Annotated in this window: 15 protein-coding genes; 5 read left to right on the top strand and 10 right to left on the bottom strand. The window is 51.6% G+C overall.

Annotated elements, in window-relative coordinates:
* Positions 1-8 precede the first annotated feature (8 nt).
* The 3 genes from yfcC (at position 9) to CWE22_RS08930 (ending at position 4293) form a co-directional block, all read left to right on the top strand.
* Positions 9-1484 (top strand): putative basic amino acid antiporter YfcC, encoded by a 1476-nt coding sequence (gene yfcC / locus CWE22_RS08940; protein ID WP_169931092.1) that lies wholly within the window; start codon positions 9-11, stop codon positions 1482-1484.
* The gene (gene iadA / locus CWE22_RS08935; RefSeq protein WP_169931091.1) at positions 1484-2650 is read left to right on the top strand and encodes a beta-aspartyl-peptidase; all 1167 of its coding nucleotides are present in this window, start codon (positions 1484-1486) and stop codon (positions 2648-2650) included. The genes yfcC and iadA overlap by 1 nt, the downstream gene beginning before the upstream one ends.
* 95 nt (positions 2651-2745) lie before the next feature.
* Positions 2746-4293, top strand: coding sequence for a type 2 periplasmic-binding domain-containing protein (locus tag CWE22_RS08930; protein WP_169931090.1), 1548 nt, complete (start codon positions 2746-2748; stop codon positions 4291-4293).
* On the opposite strand, the gene CWE22_RS08925 is transcribed toward CWE22_RS08930, so the two are convergent.
* Positions 4247-4711: a tRNA (cytidine(34)-2'-O)-methyltransferase gene (locus CWE22_RS08925; RefSeq protein ID WP_169931089.1), complete on the bottom strand. Its 465-nt coding sequence runs from the start codon at positions 4709-4711 to the stop codon at positions 4247-4249. The two genes, CWE22_RS08930 and CWE22_RS08925, sit on opposite strands and share 47 nt — an antisense overlap.
* A 110-nt stretch (positions 4712-4821) precedes the next feature.
* Here CWE22_RS08925 and CWE22_RS08920 point away from each other — a divergent pair, with 110 nt between their 5' ends.
* Entirely contained in the window at positions 4822-5763 is a 942-nt protein-coding gene (locus CWE22_RS08920) for a cation diffusion facilitator family transporter (protein WP_169931088.1), read from the top strand.
* Here CWE22_RS08920 and CWE22_RS08915 read toward each other — a convergent pair.
* The 9 genes from CWE22_RS08915 to CWE22_RS08875 form a co-directional block, all read right to left on the bottom strand.
* The gene (locus tag CWE22_RS08915; RefSeq protein WP_169931087.1) at positions 5747-6739 is read right to left on the bottom strand and encodes an alpha/beta fold hydrolase; all 993 of its coding nucleotides are present in this window, start codon (positions 6737-6739) and stop codon (positions 5747-5749) included. The genes CWE22_RS08920 and CWE22_RS08915 overlap by 17 nt on opposite strands.
* Positions 6740-6770: 31 nt before the next feature.
* Positions 6771-8159 (bottom strand): sensor histidine kinase, encoded by a 1389-nt coding sequence (locus tag CWE22_RS08910; protein WP_244596036.1) that lies wholly within the window; start codon positions 8157-8159, stop codon positions 6771-6773.
* Positions 8146-8829 (bottom strand): response regulator transcription factor, encoded by a 684-nt coding sequence (locus CWE22_RS08905; protein WP_169931347.1) that lies wholly within the window; start codon positions 8827-8829, stop codon positions 8146-8148. Before CWE22_RS08905 ends, CWE22_RS08910 begins: the two co-directional genes overlap by 14 nt.
* 97 nt (positions 8830-8926) lie before the next feature.
* Complete coding sequence (gene ntrC / locus CWE22_RS08900; RefSeq protein WP_169931086.1) at positions 8927-10336, bottom strand: nitrogen regulation protein NR(I); 1410 nt, start codon at positions 10334-10336, stop codon at positions 8927-8929.
* Positions 10333-11445, bottom strand: coding sequence for a nitrogen regulation protein NR(II) (glnL, locus tag CWE22_RS08895; RefSeq protein ID WP_169931085.1), 1113 nt, complete (start codon positions 11443-11445; stop codon positions 10333-10335). Before glnL ends, ntrC begins: the two co-directional genes overlap by 4 nt.
* Complete coding sequence (locus tag CWE22_RS08890) at positions 11438-11998, bottom strand: DUF4124 domain-containing protein (protein ID WP_169931084.1); 561 nt, start codon at positions 11996-11998, stop codon at positions 11438-11440. The genes glnL and CWE22_RS08890 overlap by 8 nt, the downstream gene beginning before the upstream one ends.
* Positions 11999-12025: 27 nt before the next feature.
* Positions 12026-13438, bottom strand: coding sequence for a glutamate--ammonia ligase (gene glnA, locus CWE22_RS08885; RefSeq protein WP_211618678.1), 1413 nt, complete (start codon positions 13436-13438; stop codon positions 12026-12028).
* A 331-nt stretch (positions 13439-13769) separates the two neighbouring features.
* Positions 13770-16889, bottom strand: a complete 3120-nt coding sequence (locus tag CWE22_RS08880; RefSeq protein WP_169931083.1) for an efflux RND transporter permease subunit — start codon at positions 16887-16889, stop codon at positions 13770-13772.
* Positions 16882-17832, bottom strand: a complete 951-nt coding sequence (locus CWE22_RS08875) for an efflux RND transporter periplasmic adaptor subunit (RefSeq protein WP_169931082.1) — start codon at positions 17830-17832, stop codon at positions 16882-16884. The genes CWE22_RS08880 and CWE22_RS08875 overlap by 8 nt, the downstream gene beginning before the upstream one ends.
* Before the next feature lie 308 nt (positions 17833-18140).
* Here CWE22_RS08875 and typA point away from each other — a divergent pair, with 308 nt between their 5' ends.
* Positions 18141-19970, top strand: a complete 1830-nt coding sequence (gene typA / locus CWE22_RS08870) for a translational GTPase TypA (RefSeq protein ID WP_169931081.1) — start codon at positions 18141-18143, stop codon at positions 19968-19970.
* Positions 19971-20205 lie beyond the last annotated feature (235 nt).

The raw sequence follows: 20205 nt of genomic DNA, 5'->3' as shown, positions 1-20205 counted from the left end.
GCAAGCGCATGAACGCTACTCAACCGCGCGTCAGGATGCCTGACGCGCTGGTCATCTTATTCTTTATTCTGTTGGCTGCTGGCCTCGCCGCATGGTGGGTGCCAGCTGGACAGTTTACGACGGAGTCTGTCGAACGAATCATAGATGGCGAACCACAAACACGAGAAGTTATTGTCCCATCGAGCTTTCAGTATGCACCCGATGACGCATTTCAGCGCCCGATCTTCGCCGAAGGTGGCGACATGGGCATTGCCAATGCGCCGTTCGAGGGCATGGTCTCTGGCAGTAAGTGGGGCTCTGCTATTGGAGTGATTGCCTTTATTCTGGTTGTCGGTGGGGCGTTTGGCATTATTTTGCAAACACGTTCTATCGAGCATGGCATCTTGGCTTTGATTCAGCGCACACAAAAACTGAATCAAGTATTTTTGATCACCATGTTTGTGCTGTTTTCGCTGGGCGGTGCCATCTTTGGCATGGGCGAGGAGGCGATTGCCTTCTGCTTGGTGCTGCTGCCAGTACTGCGAACACTGGGCTATGACGCCATTACCACGGTGTTGATCACTTATGTGGCGACACAAATTGGGTTTGCGACCTCCTGGATGAACCCATTCAGTGTCGCGATTGCCCAAGGTATTGCCGAAGTACCGTTACTCTCGGGTGCTGGCTATCGCGGTATTCTGTGGGTGATATTCACCGGCTTTGGTTTAGCCTACACCTTGCGTTATGCAGCACGAATTCGCCAACCGATGACAGCCAATGCGAGTGCTAACGAGAGCACAAACGCACCGGCGGACAGTGAGCCCAAATCACCATACACCCATTTGGATACGCTGATTCTGCTGACCTTTTTAATCGGCTTAGTGTGGGTTATTTGGGGTGTGACGACGCGCGCTTATTACATTCCAGAGCTTGCGACGCAGTTTTTAGTGATTGGCGTGGTCTGCGGCTTATGGGCGATTATCGGGAAACGCATGACTGCCAATGACGCTGCGGAAGCATTCAAGCAAGGGGCCAAAGATTTACTCCCGGCTGCCTTAATTGTCGGCTTTGCCAAAGGTCTGGTACTGCTCTTAGGTGGCGATGACCCGACCTCACCGTCGGTGCTCAATACCATTTTGCATCATGCCGGTAATGGTATTGGCGAATTCTCGGCAGGCGTTGCGGCACTGTTTATGCTGGTCTTTCAATCGGTGTTTAACTTCTTCATCTCATCCGGATCCGGCCAAGCCGCGTTGACCATGCCACTGATGGCACCGTTGTCTGATTTGGTTGGCGTCAGCCGCCAGATTTCAGTGTTGGCATTTCAGCTGGGTGACGGACTGACCAATATTATTATTCCCACATCGGCCTCGTTGATTGGCTGCTTAGGCGCAGTCAAACTGGACTGGGGCACGTGGGTGCGGCAGATTTGGCGCTTTCAGTTGGGCCTGCTTGGGCTCTCCGCTGCAGCCATCGTTGTCGCCGTAACCATAGGATATGTTTAATGTTTCTAACCTTAATTAAGGGCGCTCAAGTGTATGCGCCCGAAGCTCTGGGGCGCCAAGATGTGCTGATTGCCGATGGCAAGATTGCAGCCATCGGCAGTTCGCTCTCACTGCAAGGGCAAGGCATTGATGTGCTTGAAGTCAATGCCGATGGCGCACTGCTGGTGCCCGGTTTTGTGGACCCACTGGTGCATATTAGTGGCGGTGGTGGCGAAGGTGGTTTCCATACGCGCACGCCAGCCATGCGGTTGAGCGATGCTTCATTGGCGGGCGTGACCACTGTCATTGCGGCATTGGGAACCGACGCAACCACCCGCACCTTACCCGATATGCTGGCCAAAGCTCGCGCCTTAGACTTTGAGGGCCTGAGCACCTATTGCTATACCGGCTCTTATGAGCTGCCTGCCCGCACCATTACCGGCTCGGTTCGCGACGACATTATTCTCATCGATAAATTTATCGGTGTGGGTGAAGTGGCGATTGCCGACCATCGCTCTTCACAGCCAAGTGCACACGAGCTGGCCAAAGTAGCGGCTGAGGCACGTGTCGGCGGAATGCTTGCCGGTAAAGGCGGGATCACTTTTGTGCATGTGGGCGAAGGCCGTCAGCAGTTACAATGTATTGAGACTGCCGTTGCGGATTATGACGTGCGCTTCAGTCAGTTCTATCCAACCCATTTGAATCGAAATGTGAGTCTGCTTGAGACTGGCTTTCGCCTCGCTGAGCAGGGTATGACCTTGGATGTCACCGCCAGCACGACTCCAGCATTGTTAGCACAGGGTGAACTCAGTGCCGCTGAATGTCTTGAGCGCGCGCAGCATGCTGGGGTTGCCGACACGCAGTTGAGCTTCAGCTCTGACGGTCATGCCAGCTTGCCTGATTTTGATGAGCAAGGCCGGCTACGTGGCCTGCAAGTGGGTCGGATTATGAGCCTCACCGAGGCGGCACAAGAAGCCCTGCAGCGCGGTATTGATATCTCCACTGTCATTCGCGCAATCAGCACTAATGCCGCACGAACGCTTGGCTTAACTCACAAAGGACACATTCGTGTCGGCGCAGATGCGGATCTGGTGCTTGCCGATGCGAAGTTGAACATCCAACATGTGTGGAGCCGCGGACGGCAACTGGTTCAGGATGGCAAAGCCATCGTTGACAGTCACTTTTAACTGCTCGTTATCCAAACGCCGCTGAAGTTGGTATAATGGCGTCGCGCATACAATCGTGTGGCGCCTTTTTTATTGCAGTAGGTTGAGGTCGTTTGGTGTCGTATTTCGCTCGGTTGCTTGTCCTGATTATCGGGGTAATAAGTGCATCGCTGTGGTTCGCGAGCGTCCTGCCTGCGCATGCGCAAGTCCCTTTTGTGCCACTCAAGAATGAGGCCGAACGCCCACCCTTTCCCATCCAAGAATCGCCTTTAGTTGACCAAGGCCGTGTACCGCCGGTACGCGACGTCGTTTTTCGGCGACCGGAAAATGGTCCATTCACGGACTATGTTCGCGAGCTGGTCGAAAAAGCCTATGCCAATTTAGGGATTCGGGTTGGTTATGTCGATATGCCGCGCACGCGCAGCTTGGTTGAAGCCAATAGCGGTCGCATTGCCGGCGAACTGGGTCGGTTACCGGGCTTGGAAAGTGAATTTAATAACTTAATTCCGGTGCCTTTTCCGTTATTTTCATTTGAAATAGTGCTGATTGCAGACCGCCGCAAATGTGGGATTTGCAACTTAGAACAAGTCGATAGCATCGCCTATATCAGCGGTATGCAGTCCGTCGAAGCTATTTTGAAGGACTACCAGTACACCCAAGCAACGGCTACAGCTCAAGATCTCGATCAGTTACACCTCATGTTTGAAAATGAGCGCGTAGAAGGGGTGCTGATGAATGATTTTGAGGCACGGCAGCTCGGTTATTACGAAGACCGTCATCGAATTGTAGTGCCACTTTGGCAGAATCAGGCGTTCCATTATCTGCACAAAAGCTACCAACATTTAGTTCCGCTGCTCGCAGCTGAATTCAATCGGTTGCAGCTGGACGGTGAAATTGACCGAATTTCCAGACGCAATAGCGTCACACCCTTTGCGACCAGCCTGCCGGCAGAACAAGCATTGTCCTTCGAAAGTGTCAGTGCCACATCAGGTTATTGGCGCACTTACACCGATCTGGATGGCACCGGCAAGTATTGGGACATTATTCGCCGCGTATTCGAACCCATTACTGCTGATTTGAATATCAACACCAATACCTATTTACGCGCTATTTTTGGGCTTAGTGATCAACGCTTCGATATGTTGGTGGGTACCTATGCGCACCACCAACCTAGAAATGCCATAGTCTCACGCCTGCACTTTGACTATGACCGGCCCTTATACGTGTTCACGCTCACAGAAGCGGATATGGAACAGGTCCGCAGCGGCACTCTAGAAAAACCGATTTGCCATGTTGCCGGCTATCAGTACGGTGAGTTTTTACCTGAGGGGCTGAACTATTACTTCGCCAATAGCAGTCTCGACTGCTTCGCCATGCTCGATGAAAAACGTGCAGGAGCGGTGATCAACTATCGTGAGAACTTGCCTGACTGGAACAACACGCCCTATGAGCGCTTGCTGATCCACAACAGCTTACCTATTCACGTGGCGTTTCAAGATACGCCGCGAGGACGCGCGCTGCGGGATTATTTTGACCGGCGTTTTCGCGAACTGGTGAGCTCTGGTGAAATTGCAGAGATATACAACGAGCGGGAACTCGAGCGCTCCAAACTTGGACTCAGCATCCGCCCGCAAACTGCTGTTGCCGCCACGCCTCAAAACTAATCACTGCCACCGCATTGGATAAATTCAATGAGCGATTATTCGGCATCATTGGGATCCGGATGCGAAATTCCGGCGTGAATTGCGCCAAAATCGAGTCCGGTAAGCCGCTTGTTTCAGAGCCAAATAATAAGACATCATCAGCCGCATACTGAGCGCCGGCATAAGAGCTGCTGCCTTTGGTCGTGCAAGCAAAAATACGTCGGTCACCCATAGCTGCCTTGAAACTTGCGTAATCGGGATAGCGCTTCACATTGCTCAAATCGTGATAATCGAGACCCGCTCGGCGTAGCTTTTTTTCCTCAAAATCAAAACCCAATGGTTCGATTAAGTGCAGTGAACAGCCATTATTCGCGCACAGTCGAATGATATTGCCGGTATTGGCAGGCATTTTCGGCTCATGTAAGGCAATGTGGAACATGGAATGAACAACTCCAGTTGCTAATTTTGGCGATTTTTTGATCGTGAAATTTCGCTTTTTTGACACGAGTCAGTAGAATAGCAAACTTCTTAAAAAACACGAGCACAGGCATGGCAGAATCAACTCGCGATTATAGTTTTTGGGTCAAAATTGCGACTCGTGCTTCGGTTTCTGTCGCAGTGATCCTAATTATCGCCAAAGGCGCAGCATGGTGGCTGACGGGTTCAGCATCCATGTTGGCATCGTTAACCGATTCGTCCCTCGATACTTTAGCCTCGTTGTTTACCTTTTTCGCGGTACGTTATGCGCTGGTTCCGGCGGACAAAGAACATCGCCATGGGCACGGTAAAGCAGAAGCCTTGGCTGCTTTTATTCAATCCATTTTGATTTTCATTTCAGCCATTTTGCTGATTATCCATAGCTTGCAGCAGTGGACTGCAGCAGAAACCGTTGAGCGTGTCGATGCCGGTATCTACGTGTCTATTCTGGCCATTATTCTCACCAGTGTGTTGATTACCTTGCAGCACAAAGCGATTGAAAATACCAACTCAGCCGCGATTCGCGCCGACAAGCTGCACTATACCTCTGACCTTTTATTGAACTCAGCTGTTATTCTGGCATTGGCTCTTAGCGCCTGGAATTTATGGTGGGCAGATAGTGTGATCGCCATTGGCATTGCTATGTATTTGCTCTGGAATGCCATCTCCATTCTGCGCGGCTCACTGCATACGTTGTTGGATCGGGAACTGCCTGAGGATGAACGGCAGCTGATTATTAAAACCATTCGAGAAACTGCTGGTGTGCAGGGTTTTCATGGCTTGCGTACGCGTTCAGCTGGACCCACCCGGTTTATTTCCTGTCATATCGAGTTAGAGGATCATCTGACACTCAAGCAAGCGCATGACATTGCTGACGATACAGAGCATCGCTTACAAGACTTATTTGAAAGTACAGATGTGTTGGTTCATATGGATCCGCAGAGCATTATTATGGATGCAACCACACCATCACCCACGGGCTCACCGCGCTTTAATATCAATCCGCCGCAATAGCTTTCGCGGCTTCTTCTAAGACCACGGCGAGTGCCTGTTCGCGGTACTCGTCGGCTTCAATAAAGAGTTCGTGGCGCGCTTTTGGCACCTGAACCAAGCGTCCCTGCGGTAGTAACTCAAGAATGCGCTGATGCGATTGATTGTCGACCACGGTATCACCACCAGACTGCACAATCGTCACTGGAATAGTGATTTTCGGCGCTTCTTCCTCGACTTGCGTGCAGGCGCGCAATGCTTGAACCACCCACGCAAACGTCGGCCCACCTAATTGGATACTCGGATTCTGCTCGTAGATGCGGCGGAACTTTGCGTAACGTGCTGGGCTATGGCTCAGGTCATTGCGGGCAAACGGGATGTCTTGATAATCGGCTTTCGCAGGGAAATACCATGGCTTGTTGGGCTGCAGCCATTCATTGAGTCGTAATCCAAACTCGGCAATTGAGAGCGCAAAGCTTGCTGGAATTGGATTGGAGCGGATACCAAACATTGGTGAGCTCAATACTGCCCGCGCGACGCTGTGTTCGTGTCGTGCTAGGTATAGAGCGGCAATTGCTGAGCCCATGGAATGACCCAATAAGGTAATAGGTTGGGCAGTAAAGCGCTCACTGACGTCGTCCATAAACGCGGCAAAGTCACTGACAAAGGTGTCGAATTGACGAATATGTCCACGCTGTCGAAAGGGCGATTCGCGATCAGACTCACCTTGTCCACGATGATCAAGCAGCGCCACTGAATACCCTGCCTGCGCCAGCTCCCACACCAATTCTTGATATTTAATCGCAGCTTCAATCCGGCCGGGACTGACCACAATCACACCCTTCGATTGTGGCAACGTCAGATAATAAGCGTAGAGGGTAATGCCGTTCGGACGCTCGATAGCGGTGCGTTTTACATTATTGCACCAAAATGGTGCAATCACCGAGTCGTAGAATGATGACCAGTTCGAATCGCTGTCGGTCGGTTTAGTTTCTGGCATCTGGGGCTCTCTATTCACTGTTCACTGTTCACTATTTACCATCTTTTGGCAGTGATACACAGACCTCGAGTCCACCATCTGGATGATTTTGTGCGGTAATCTTGCCGCCGAGTACGAGCGCGGCACGCAAACTCAGCGCCATACCTAAGCCAACACCAGCCTTGTGATGCCGTGATGGATCGCCACGGAAGAAAGGTTCGAACAGCTTTTGCAGTTGCTCTTCCGGCACCCCTTCGCCAAAGTCACGCACAAAAATATGGTAGAGGTTTCCGTCCTTTTCACAGCGCAACTCAATAAGTTCGCTGGTATATTGCAGCGCATTGCGGACGAGGTTTTCGAGAACTAAACGTAGCAGCTCACTATCACTCGATAATACCGGCCAGTCACCGTGATCCGGGGCTTTGGGTAACACATGCACGCGTCGACCTTGCTCGGCATCAACGTAGCTTAAATCGGCAGCCAATTGTTCCACCAGCTCACGCGTGTCGACATCAACGCGCGTCAATTTCACCAGACCGTTTTCTAGCCGCGATAAGGACAAAATACGCTCGATAATGTTACTGAGCCGCTCTAAGTCACGTCCCATTTGCTGCATGTGCGGATTCATTGAATCATCATTTTCATCATGCGACAAAGTCAGAGCGACCTGCATTCGAGCGAGCGGGGAACGCAGCTCGTGCGACACGTCACTGAGCAATCGGCGTTGTGCGTCGCGTGAGACTGCGAGATCATGAGCCGTATTCGATAACGCTCGAGCCAATTCTCCCAATTCATCCGATCTTTTGGGTAAACCATGTAACTCTGGTGATTCAATACCTACCGCAATTTGCCTGGTTGCTTGGGTCAAGCGCTTGAGTGGCCGCACCAACCACACACCCAGCACAATCGAAATAAAACCACTCCCAATCAACAATGCGGTAGTTTGCGCTTCTTGAGCTTCTTGCTCGGACACAACCTGCATCCTGCGCTCTTCTAGTGTTAACGGGCGCACCAATAGAATTCGACGCTCATTATTATAAAAGGGTCCGATGAGCATTTGGTTGTTATAGGGTATCTGCTCGGCTTGGTCAGCTTCTAACTGCCGCATGATCAAACGCTGCATACTGGTGCCGATGTTCCGTTCGACTTGCAGGCGTTCTTTCCCTTCAGGGGCCAGCGACGCAACCACGCGAAAGTCACCCGCCAGTAATCGACCTGGCGTTAACGACGCAAAAGTTTGTGAGTCACTCAGTAGCGGTGTGAGGGTATTTTGCACGCTTGCGGAAAGGGGTTGTGGTTCAACCGGCTTGCTGAACCACAAGGCCAATAAGTAACTGCTGCTTGCCACACCAAAGAACAACAACCAAAAGAGGATGAGGAGGCGTAGACTGAGCGACTGATACCAGCGTGTCCGCACGTCAATTCGCTTATGCTGACGCAAGTGCCATCAGGCGATAACCACGCCCACGCACCGTCTGGATCCGCTCTGGATTGTGATGAATTTTCTTACGAATATTACTGATGTGTACGTCCAAGCTGCGATCAAAGGGAGCCAATTGACGACCTAAGGCGGCAACCGACATCTGATCTTTACTCACTACCTGACCAGCGCCTTGCACCAGTACGCGCAAGATATCGAATTCCGTTGGCGTCAGTTCGAGTACAACATCATCGACCTTGGCTTCATTTTGCATTGGGTCAATGTGGAAACCAGCATGTTCCAACGGCTCTGGCGTTACCGACGTATTTGGAGTGCGGCGCAATAAGGCCTTCACGCGTGCCACCAACTCCTTTGGATAGAAGGGTTTCGGCAAATAATCATCGGCGCCCAATTCTAGACCCGCGACACGATCGTCATCGTCACCACGTGCAGTCAACATCAACACTGGGGTGCTGCGTGCCTGTTGGCGTAAGCGTTGGAGGAGCTGAAAGCCGTCAATACCGGGCAACATCACGTCTAATAAGATCAGGTTGTAAGACCCACTCAGCGCGCGTTGCAATCCAGTTTCGCCATCAGCAGCCAAGGTCAACTCGTAACCTTCACGGGTCAATATTTGTTCGAGCATGCTGCTCAATTCAGCATCATCGTCGACTAATAGTATCTTGGTCATCATTTTGTCCTGCGCTCGTTGCATAGGTTTTCTCTTGACCTTAATTATGTAAAGAAGACTTCGTAAAGGGCAGCCCATTTACGTTAATTTTACGTCACTAATCAGCTTCCGGCATCAGTTGTTGAACCTTACGGGTGAGCGTATTACGCCCCCAACCCAACAGTTCTGCTGCTTGCTGCCGATGTCCAGCGGTAGCTTCAAGCGCCTGTTTTAACGCTTGTGCTTCAACTTGGGTGACGATGGTATTGACGATATCCGTTTCGCCAGCTGCCAAACGTCGGTCGATTTCTTGTGCGATAGCCGCTTTCCAGTCATCTACATGCGAACCGAATGATTCGTTCGTTACATGCTCAGGCAAGTCTTGAACATCTATCACCGCACCGGGCGCCATGACGGTTAACCAACGACAAGTATTTTCTAATTGCCTGACGTTACCCGGCCACGCTGAGCGCTGTAACACCTGCACCGCAGCAGCGGTCAACCGCTTCGGCTCACCACCCAGTTCGCGCGCCGACAACTCTAAAAAGTGTCGTGCCAACTGCGGGATGTCTTCTCGCCGTTGCTCCAGTGTTGGCAGCTGTAACCGAATCACGTTCAAACGATGGAATAAATCCTCACGAAACAATCCATCTTTGACGCGTTGCTCCAGTTGCTGATGCGTCGCTGCAATAATACGGACATCCACTTTGACCGGCTCATAACTGCCCACCGGATAGAATTGTCCCTCTGCTAGCACTCGCAATAAACGGGTTTGCACGTTCAGCGGCATATCACCAATTTCATCTAAAAACAGTGTACCGCTGTGCGCTTGTTCAAAGCGTCCGCGCCGGCGCTGGGTTGCCCCAGTAAACGCGCCTTTTTCATGACCGAACAACTCGGACTCGACCAGCTCACTGGGAATCGCAGCCATATTCAGTGCAATAAACGGACGCTGCCGCCGCGGGCTGTGCTGATGCAGAGCCCGAGCGACTAATTCCTTACCTGTACCAGATTCGCCAGTGAGCAAAACTGTGACAGAAGAATGCGATAAACGTCCAATGGCGCGAAACACATCTTGCATAGCAGGCGCATTGCCGATGAGGCCCGACATGCTCTCGTCATCAGTGCTGACCGCCTGAGTCTCTGTCTCTTGCGATTGGTGTTCCAGCGCACGCGTTACCGTGTGGACCACTTCATCAAGGTCAAACGGCTTGGCGAGGTACTCAAATGCGCCCCCTTGAAACGCATTCACTGCCGAATCGAGATCGGAGTGTGCTGTCATCACAATCACTGGGAGTGATGGATAACGCTGCTGAATGGTCGCCAGAACCTGCAAGCCATCTTCGCCGGGCATGCGAATATCAGTGAGCAGCACACCAGGTAAAGTCACGGTTTGTTCCAGCGCCGAGTACAATTCACTGGCACCGCTGAAGCTTTGCGTAGTCAGCCCTGAGCGTGACAGTGCACGTTCGAGTACCCAACGAATGGAGCTATCGTCATCGAGAATCCAAACGGCTGGTTGACTCATGCTACATCCCTCGCTTGGCCATTGCGTACCCGCGTTTCAATATAGGGTAGATAAACGGTAAATTCGGTGTGTCCGGGTACGGACTCCAGATCAATTTTACCGGCGTGCTGATGCACGATGGTTTGCGCAATCGACAAACCTAGCCCAGTGCCACCGGCACGACCGCTCACCATGGGATAAAACAACGTATCGCGCAGTTGCGCGGGAATACCCGGACCGTTATCACTGACACTCACAACGGCACAATGGCGATAGCGCTTGCCATAAATAGTTTGCTGATGCGCGATGCGCGTTCGCAGCGTGATCACACCATCGCTTTGATTGACGTTGTGTTGCGCTTCAATGGCATTCATTACAATGTTCAGCAGCGACTGTTCGAGCCCCTCTGCAGCCATGGTTAAATCTGGCAAGCTCGGATCATAATCCCGCTGCCATTTCACGGTCTGTTGTTGCTGCTCGGCGCTCAATTGCGCCAACTGGATAACCTGTTCAAGCACTGCATGCACATTGTGCGGCTGTCGTTGTGGCAGGCGATACGAACCCAACATGCGGTCCACTAAATTACGCAGGCGATCCGCCTGCGACATAATTAAATCGGTATATTCACGTAGCGCGGGGTCAGGCAATTCACTCGCAAGGAGTTGCGCGGCACCGCGCAAACCGCCGAGCGGATTCTTAATTTCATGCGCCAGCCCACGGATCATGGTTTGCGCTGCTAGCAATTGTTGTTGCTGCGAATTCTCTTGGTTAATTTTACGAATTTGGTCGACTTGCCGCAGCTCCAGTAACGCATAGTGCTCGCTTTGAGTAGGCCCGTTCGCCATAGGCTGCGCACTAAACTCCACCGTCACGCGTTGCCCATCATGAAATACGAGAAGCACTTCACTGTCCGATACGCTTTGCTGTTCGGCGAGCGCTTGTTGCAACACGGCTTCATCTAACGAGCTATCGGCAAATAGGCTAAAAAAGGGCGCTTCAAGCAAACGGCGGCGACTGCCATCGAGCAACGTCTCAGCCGCGGCATTCATGTATTGGATCTGGAGTCGTGCGTCGAGAACCACCACAGCCGTCAACAGTTGGTCTAGTAATGCGTGTCTATCGTCAACCATTGCCGCCACCTGCAGCAGGTGGTCGCGGTGCGAGTATGGAGGCACGTTGCACATAAACAACGGTAATGTCGGTGCGCGCTAATTCTGTGTCATCTGGCGCATACACACGAACTTGCAAACGTCTCTCACCACGGGAGACATCACGTAGCGTCACTTCAGTGAGTGGACCTTTGTAAATAGGCTGCGTATCGAGGTAAAGCTCGTAGATTGGCCGTCCCTGCAAACCTTGCACATCAGCTTGCCAGCGAACTTTGAACTCACCGTTGTTGGCGCGGATGGCTTCTTTTTGTTGCGGACTGGTAATGGCAACCGTAGCCGTGACATCGGCAAGGGGATCGAAGACTTTAGTCGGTTCTTGAGGGGACTGAACTGGAGCCGATTTGGCAAATTCAGTAGTGGGAGCCGCATCCACTTGAACAGTTTCGGCTCCCTCTATCGGTTTATCGGTATAGGTACAGCGTCCGTCTGCGTCGCACTTTTTATAAACCTGCCCCTGCGCCGTGCTTAGCACAGCGAGGGTCAGAGTCAGTATAATTAGCGCGTTTCGCACCATCAGCTTTAGTCCATACAGTGACGTCTATTAACAAGAGTAATAGAGGTCAAACTCAATTGGATGCGTGGTCATTTTCAGCTGCATAACGTCTTTCATTTTCAGCTTGATGTACGCATCAATCATGTCGTCGGTCATTACACCGCCAGCAGTTAAGAATTCGCGATCTTTATCCAACGCTTCCAGCGCCATTTCTAATGAATGACACACAGTTGGAATTTCTTTCGCTTCTTCTGCAGGCAAGTCATACAAGTCTTTATCCATAGCATCGCCAGGATGGATCTTGTTTTTGATACCGTCGAGACCCGCCATCACTAACGCTGCGAAACACAGATAAGGGTTGGCTGATGGGTCAGGGAAACGTACTTCGATACGACGTGCTTTCGCGCTCGCAACTACTGGAATACGGATTGACGCAGAACGGTTACGTGCTGAGTAAGCCAACATGACTGGTGCTTCGAAACCTGGGACCAAACGCTTGTATGAGTTGGTGCTTGGGTTGGCGAATGCATTGATAGCACGGGCGTGCTTGATGATACCGCCGATGTAGTACAGCGCGGTTTCACTCAAACCACCGTACTGGTCGCCAGCAAACAGGTTTTTACCATCTTTGCTGAGTGACATGTGTACGTGCATACCTGAACCGTTGTCACCCACAATTGGCTTCGGCATAAAGGTCGCAGTCATACCGTAAGAATGCGCAACGTTGTGTACGACATACTTGTACGTTTGAATTTCGTCTGCTTTTTTCACCAGCGTGTTGAAGCGTGTAGCCACTTCGTTCTGACCCGCTGTTGCCACTTCGTGGTGATGAGCTTCAACCACCAAGCCCATATCTTCCATCACGGTACACATGGTGCTACGGATGTCGTGCGCAGAATCGACTGGTGGTACTGGGAAGTAACCGCCTTTCACACCTGGACGGTGCGCTAAGTTACCGTCAGCGTATTCTTTACCTGAGTTCCACTTGGCTTCTTCCGCTTCGATTTTGTAAAACGAGCCGCTCATGTCGGTATGGAAACGAACATCGTTGAACAGGAAGAATTCTGGCTCTGGACCAAAGAATGCGGTGTCAGCAATACCGGCAGCTTGCAAATAGGCTTCTGCGCGACGGGCAATCGAACGCGGGTCACGGTCATAACCTTGCATGGTGTCTGGCTCAAGAATGTCACACACCACGTTCATAGTGACTTCGTCAGTGAACGGGTCTAGCACCACGGTGGTGCAATCTGGCATCAATACCATGTCGGATTCGTTAATGCCTTTCCAACCGCTGATAGAAGAGCCGTCAAACATTTTGCCTTCTTCAAAGAATTCTTCGTTAATTTGTGACACGGGAATAGTCACGTGCTGCTCTTTACCTTTGGTATCGGTAAAGCGTAAATCCACAAACTTCACGTCGTTTTCTTCAATAAATGCCATTACGTCTTGCGGTGTAGACATGAGATCCTCCACGAATCGATGCGTCTGAATTGATTTGTACAGTATAGCGGAGCTTTCGCTCCATGCTGGCCTGCGCCTTGTTGGACAGGATATAGCAAAACCCGTGCCAAATTTATAAACACATCTATATCAATGGGTTACTGATGGGGCATGGGTCGCAGCGCATCTAATTGCACCATTATAGTGCAAATAAATGCACCATACCAGTGCATTCTTGGCTACTGGCTACTGGCTACTGGCTACTGGCTACTGGCTACTGGCTACTGGCTACTGGCTACTAGTATTATGCTTTTCGCTTTTGCAAGTAACCAGTAACTAGTAACGCTCTTCATCATTTCGCTCTTTTTAAAAGGGAGGCGTAGAGTAGTGGGATTACCACTAGTGTCAGCAGGGTTGAGACAGCAATACCGAATACTAAGCTCACCGCGAGACCATTGAAGATAGGGTCGTCGAGGATGAAGAAGGCTCCCAACATAGCTGCGACACCGGTCAGGATGATTGGCTTGGCGCGGACAGCAGCGGCATTGATCACTGCGTCATTCAGTGCCATGCCGTTGGCCACGGCGTCACGGATGAAGTCCACGAGCAGTATCGAGTTGCGAACGATTATGCCCGCTAACGCAATCATGCCAATCATCGAGGTGGCGGTAAATTGTGCACCGAGCAAGGCGTGACCGGGCATAATGCCGATCAGCGTTAGCGGTATGGGCGCCATGATCACCAGCGGCACCATATAGCTACCGAAGTGACCGACCACCAACAAATAGATAAGTAACAGTCCGACAGCGTAGGCAAGACCCATGTCGCGGAACGTTTCATAAGTAATTTGCCACTCACCATCCCACTTCACGGCAGCGGTGTCCCAACGGTCGGGCTGGCTGATGAAGGTTTGCGGTAGGTCAATGTTGCCAGTTGCAGCGAATAAGCCGTACAGCGGACTATCGACAGTGCCGGTCATGTCTGCCATAACATAAGTCACGGGGCGCTGATCTTTGCGATAGCGTGGCTGTTGCATAGGCACTTGGTGGCGCTCAACCACTTCGTGCAGCGGAATCATTTGCCCCTGCTGATTGCGAATGCTCACCGACTGCAAGGGTGTAATCTGTCCTTGCTCGGTTGCAGGCAATTGCATGACTAACGGCACCAACTGGGTTTGATTCGGCAGCGCCAAATACGTTAGTGGTTGGCCTTGTAACGCCGTGCTGATGAGTTGCACCACTTCTGCAGGATTGACGCCCAACAGCGCAGCTCGGTCATAGTTCACCGACCATATTTCCTCAGTGGTTGCCGCGACCAAAGTGCTGTCGAGATCGACAATGCCGTCAACTTGCCCTAATGCAGCCATGACTTTTCGCGCAGCACTTTCGCGTTGCTCCGCCGACGGACCGTAAACCTCAGCGACAATCGGTGCCAATACTGGTGGTCCAGGTGGCACTTCAGCCATGGTTAAAGCCGCGCCATGCTCGGCAGCTATGGGCTGTAGCAAGTCGCGGATGGCGATTGCGATTTCATGACTGGAGCGGTCGCGCTCAGACTTGTCGACCAAGGTGACTTGCAAATCGCCTTGATGCGCATCGCTGCGCAAATAGTACTGACGAACCAAACCATTGAAGCCAATAGGTGCTGCGGTACCCGCGTAAATTTGTGTTGCAGATACTTCGGGAATGCGGTCCAGTCGCTCGGCCATGTGCAGTAACACAGTGTTGGTTTGCTCCAGCGGTGACCCCTCCGGCATGTCGAGCACCACTTGAATTTCACTTTTGTTGTCAAACGGCAACATCTTCAGCACCACGGCTTGAATCACTGCTAGCCCCATCACCAGCACAATGAGCCCAATCAGTCCAAAACCCAACGTATAGCGCTTTTTGCGACTGCTTAGTAGCGGTTGCATGATGCGTTGGAACAAGCGCTGTAGCTTCTCATCTTGTTCGTGCTCGCTCGTGTGCGACGAGTCCGTTTTGCCGAGGAGGCGTTGCGCCAACCAAGGGGTGACAGTCAGCGCGATGATCAGTGATAACAGCATGCCCAAGGAGGCGTTGATAGGGATTGGGCTCATGTACGGACCCATTAAACCACTGACAAAGGCCATCGGTAATAGCGCCGCGATGACGGTAAAGGTTGCCAAAATAGTGGGCCCACCGACTTCTTCAACCGCTTGCGGAATAATGTCTTTGAGTTTGCCACCACGCCCGCGATGCCGATGAATATTCTCGACTACGACAATGGCGTCATCGACCAAAATACCGATAGAGAAGATCAGCGCAAACAATGACACACGGTTCAGGGTAAAGCCCCAAGCCCACGACGCAAATAAGGTTGTGGCTAGGGTCAGGATTACTGCACTACCAACGACCACCGCTTCTTTGCGCCCTAAGGTAAAGAGCACCAATAGCACTACGGATAAGGTGGCAAACGCCAACTTCTGAATCAGTTGCGATGCTTTAGCATCGGCGGTTTCGCCGTAGTTGCGCGTTACATCGACCTGTACGTCAGCAGGCAACCATTGCGCCTGTAACGTGTTCAGACGGGTCAGCACTGCCTCGGCTATTTCCACAGCATTCTCGCCGGGCTTTTTAGTGACGGTCAGCGTAATCGCTTGCTGTGCTTCTGATTCGCGAGTGCGCGTCCAGACATAGCGCGTGGGTAGCGCGCCATCAGTGCTGAGCTCAGCCACTTGGCCAAGCCGCAGAGGCTTCCCATCAACCACACCAATCACCAATTGCTCCAAAGTGGCGAGGCTATCAATAAAGCCGCCTGCTTGAATGGGAATGCGCATACTTTCTTGTAAGCGATAACCGGCTTGCGCACTTTGATTGTAGGATTGTAGTGCTTGGCTCACAGTATTAATGTCCAGCCCGGCACGCGCCAAAGCGGTCGGATTCAGGGTCACTGTGACTTGTTCTGGCTCAGCACCAATAATGGCGATATCGCGCACACCATCGACATTTTTCAGTGGCGTCACCAAAGTATCGGCTACTGATTTGAGATCGAGCTCGTCTGCCGTCAGCGTGAGCCCAAGAATGGGCACATCATCAATACCCTGAGCTTTGACTAAAGGCGGACTGGCTTGCGGATTGGCATACTGCCACTGAGCTACCACGTCAAAGAGTTCCACCAATGCGGTCTGACGGGCAACACCCACCTCAAACTGAACGGTGATCAAAGCCTGCCCCGGACGCGCCACCGCGTACACATGCTCGATGCCTTGCATACGCGAAAATGCCTGCTCCAGCGGCAATACCAGTTGTTGCTCAACTTGTTCGGTGCGAGCTCCTGGCAGCGCCACCATCACGTCTGCCATGGTCACATCAATTTGCGGCTCTTCTTCACGCGGGGTGATGAGCGCGGCAAAAATACCCAGCAGTAAGCCAAATAATGCAAGCAATGGCGTTAACCGTGAGTTGAGCGCCCACTGCGCCATGCCGCCAGCAATACCGAGACGGTTACTCATAGCTGATAACCTCACCTGCACTCAAACCACTTAAGATTTCGACGCGACCGTTATAGGGTTCAGCGACACGTACTGCACGCCAGTCACCACTAGCGAGTTTAACCAGCGTCAATTCACCCTGCTGAGTGATGGCTTCCACTGGCACACTCAGGCCTTGATATTCACCGGTTTTAACACTGACGCCGAGCCATTGGCCGGGCAACAATTGTAGGTCTGCAGGTAACGTCAACCGCAATCGCACGCTTGCTGAGGCGGCATCTACCGTAGGAAATAATTTGAATTGAGTCGGCTCGACCCAACCGTCTTGGGTTTGAATACGGGCGCTGGCAAAACGTCCCACTGCGCGCGCGAGTGTCATTGGCACATCCACATGAATGCGCAGAGTCGTAGGATCAAATCCACTCATCAACGGCGTACCTGGCTGCACCGCTTCACCAGGCTCAACCAGCCTCTCACTCACGACGCCGCCGTACGGGGCTTTCACTGAGCTATACGACAATTGTTCGCGTGCTCGCGTGACTGCGGCTTGCGTTGCCTTGACTTGGGATTGAGCATTTCGCAATGCTGCCTCAACACGGTCGAGCTCGGCTTTTGGCAATAGGCCATCGGCAACAATGCTACTGATGCGGTCGTACTCACGTTGCGCTGCTACCAGAGTCGCTTGCGCCGCTGATTCTTGTGCCAACGCTTGCGCGACCGCTTGATACTGTTCGGTTGAGGTGATGGTCACTATGGTCGCACCGGGTTCTACGACATCACCAATATCGACCAGTACTTGCTCCACCCGACCCGATGTTTGCGCCGATACTGTTGCCGCATTCGTCGCTTCCACAATACCTTGCAATCGCACAAAGCTCTCAACAGTGTTCTTCTGCACTGTGGTTTCTGCCGCTTGCAACGGTGCGACTAACAGAATGAGTGATAAAACAGTAAATAGACGCATGAGAAGTCCTCAATCTAGGTGATTCTACGTATTTTAGAAGATTCTAAAATAAAGGCAACCCCATACTGCGCTTATGGCTACTAGATATTAGCTACTCGCATGGGTAATGCTAAAATACAGACTAATGAGTGGCAGATATGCTCGTCTCTTTTTTCTTTTGGGTTTGTCCTATTCACTGTTCACTTCTCACTAGTAACGAATAACTAGCAGCTAGTAGCGCTTTCTCTTTCTTTCTGCTGTTGTCGCTAGTATAATACGCCGCTATTTTGACCAATCGTGGTTCCCACCTCTGTTTTTTAGGCTTTTTAATGACAATCCAAGCAACTGAACTTTTAAAATTGCGCAATATCGCCATCATCGCGCACGTTGACCATGGCAAAACAACTCTGGTTGATAAGCTCCTCCAGCAATCTGGAACGCTGGCAAGCCGCGGTGGTAACGAAGAACGCGTCATGGATTCGAATGACCTTGAAAAAGAGCGTGGCATTACGATTCTTGCGAAAAACACCGCGATTAATTACCGCGATTTCCGCATCAACATCCTCGATACTCCTGGACACGCCGATTTCGGTGGTGAAGTTGAGCGCGTATTATCAATGGCCGACTCGGTCTTGTTGTTGGTGGATGCCGTTGATGGGCCGATGCCACAAACGCGTTTCGTAACCCAAAAAGCATTCTCACACGGCCTGAAGCCGATTGTGGTCGTGAACAAGATTGACCGTCCAGGCGCACGTCCTGATTGGGTTGTGGATCAAGTATTCGACTTGTTCGATAACTTGGGCGCTACCGACGAGCAGTTGGATTTCCCCATTGTTTACGCATCTGCATTAAACGGTTTTGCTACTTTGGATTACAACAATCCGAGCGAAGACATGACCCCATTATTCGAGACGATTCTCGAGAAAGTATCGCCACCTGAAGCTGACCGCGATGGTCCGTTACAGATGCAGATCTCGCAGCTGGATTACTCGAGCTACTTAGGCATTATCGGTATCGGCCGCATCAAGCGTGGTTCTATCAAGTTGAACCAGCAAGTAACGATTATTGGCGCTGATGGCACCACCCGTAACGGCAAAGTCGGTCAAGTATTCGGCTACTTAGGTTTGGATCGTATCGATACTGACAAAGCAAGTGCTGGCGATATCGTTGCGGTGTCTGGTTTAGGCGAATTGAAAATTTCTGACACCGTGTGTGCTGCCGGTTCTGTGGAGGCATTGCCTGCGCTGACCGTGGATGAGCCAACGGTAACCATGACCTTCCAAGTCAACACTTCACCGTTTGCGGGTAAAGAAGGTAAATATGTGACTTCACGCCAAATCTTGGAGCGTTTGACCCAAGAATTGAAGCACAACGTTGCTTTGCGTGTTGAAGAAACCGCAAGCCCAGATCGTTTCCGCGTATCAGGCCGTGGTGAATTGCACTTAGGCGTTTTGATTGAAAACATGCGCCGTGAAGGTTTCGAATTAGCGGTATCACGCCCTGAAGTTATTATGCGTGACGTTGACGGTGAGAAGCACGAGCCGTTTGAAACGCTGACCGTTGATATTGAAGAAGAACATGGCGGCTCAGTCATGGAAAAACTTGGCTTACGTAAAGCCGAGATGACCAACATGACACCAGATGGCAAGGGTCGTATGCGTATCGACTTTATCGTACCAAGCCGTGGCTTGATCGGTTTCCAAACTGAGTTCATGACACTGACTTCAGGTTCAGGTTTGATTTACCACACGTTTGACCATTACGGTCCGGTTAAAGCCGGCGCTATCGGTCAGCGTATCAACGGCGTATTGATTTCAAACGCCACTGGTAAAGCATTGGCCTATGCCTTGTTCAACTTGCAAGAGCGTGGTCGTTTGTTCTTGGGTCATGGTGAGGAAGTCTATGAAGGCCAGGTTATTGGTATTCACAGCCGTTCGAATGACTTGACCGTGAACTGTTTGAAAGGCAAGCAGTTGACCAACATCCGTGCCGCTGGTACTGATGACGCGTTATTGCTGACTCCACCTATTCGCATGTCATTAGAGCAAGCGCTGGAGTTTATCGATGACGATGAATTGGTTGAAATCACGCCAAAATCTATCCGTATTCGTAAGCGTATGCTGACCGAAAACGAGCGTAAGCGCGCTAGCCGCGCTTAATTAGCGCTAATCCCATGGGATTAAAAAAGGCGACCTTCGGGTCGCCTTTTTATTGGGTCGCCAGCTTATGCAGCGCGTTTCAGTTGAGCCCGTGGGCGACGACGCCAGAGCGCGCCACCCAGAGCCATCAGGGCGAGCCAGATACTCAACTGACCCCCACTGGATTTTCCATCCACACGAATGACTTCAATCGCATCGACATTGACCGTGAGCGTTCCGGTTGCCTCACCGCCGT

This window comes from Pseudidiomarina aestuarii (genome assembly GCF_003987355.1).
GTDB lineage: Bacteria > Pseudomonadota > Gammaproteobacteria > Enterobacterales > Alteromonadaceae > Pseudidiomarina > Pseudidiomarina aestuarii.
The sequence above is the reverse complement of the archived record's forward strand: the minus strand, read 5'-3'. Positions and strand labels throughout refer to the sequence as shown.

Excerpts from the sequence above, each read along its gene's own strand:
- yfcC (WP_169931092.1), top strand. The coding sequence starts at position 9 with ATGAACGCTACTCAACCGCGCGTCAGGATGCCTGACGCGCTGGTCATC.
- iadA (WP_169931091.1), top strand. The coding sequence starts at position 1,484 with ATGTTTCTAACCTTAATTAAGGGCGCTCAAGTGTATGCGCCCGAAGCT.
- CWE22_RS08925 (WP_169931089.1), bottom strand. The coding sequence starts at position 4,711 with ATGTTCCACATTGCCTTACATGAGCCGAAAATGCCTGCCAATACCGGC.
- CWE22_RS08920 (WP_169931088.1), top strand. The coding sequence starts at position 4,822 with ATGGCAGAATCAACTCGCGATTATAGTTTTTGGGTCAAAATTGCGACT.
- CWE22_RS08915 (WP_169931087.1), bottom strand. The coding sequence starts at position 6,739 with ATGCCAGAAACTAAACCGACCGACAGCGATTCGAACTGGTCATCATTC.
- CWE22_RS08905 (WP_169931347.1), bottom strand. The coding sequence starts at position 8,829 with ATGACCAAGATACTATTAGTCGACGATGATGCTGAATTGAGCAGCATG.
- ntrC (WP_169931086.1), bottom strand. The coding sequence starts at position 10,336 with ATGAGTCAACCAGCCGTTTGGATTCTCGATGACGATAGCTCCATTCGT.
- glnL (WP_169931085.1), bottom strand. The coding sequence starts at position 11,445 with ATGGTTGACGATAGACACGCATTACTAGACCAACTGTTGACGGCTGTG.
- CWE22_RS08890 (WP_169931084.1), bottom strand. The coding sequence starts at position 11,998 with ATGGTGCGAAACGCGCTAATTATACTGACTCTGACCCTCGCTGTGCTA.
- glnA (WP_211618678.1), bottom strand. The coding sequence starts at position 13,438 with ATGTCTACACCGCAAGACGTAATGGCATTTATTGAAGAAAACGACGTG.
- CWE22_RS08880 (WP_169931083.1), bottom strand. The coding sequence starts at position 16,889 with ATGAGTAACCGTCTCGGTATTGCTGGCGGCATGGCGCAGTGGGCGCTC.
- CWE22_RS08875 (WP_169931082.1), bottom strand. The coding sequence starts at position 17,832 with ATGCGTCTATTTACTGTTTTATCACTCATTCTGTTAGTCGCACCGTTG.
- typA (WP_169931081.1), top strand. The coding sequence starts at position 18,141 with ATGACAATCCAAGCAACTGAACTTTTAAAATTGCGCAATATCGCCATC.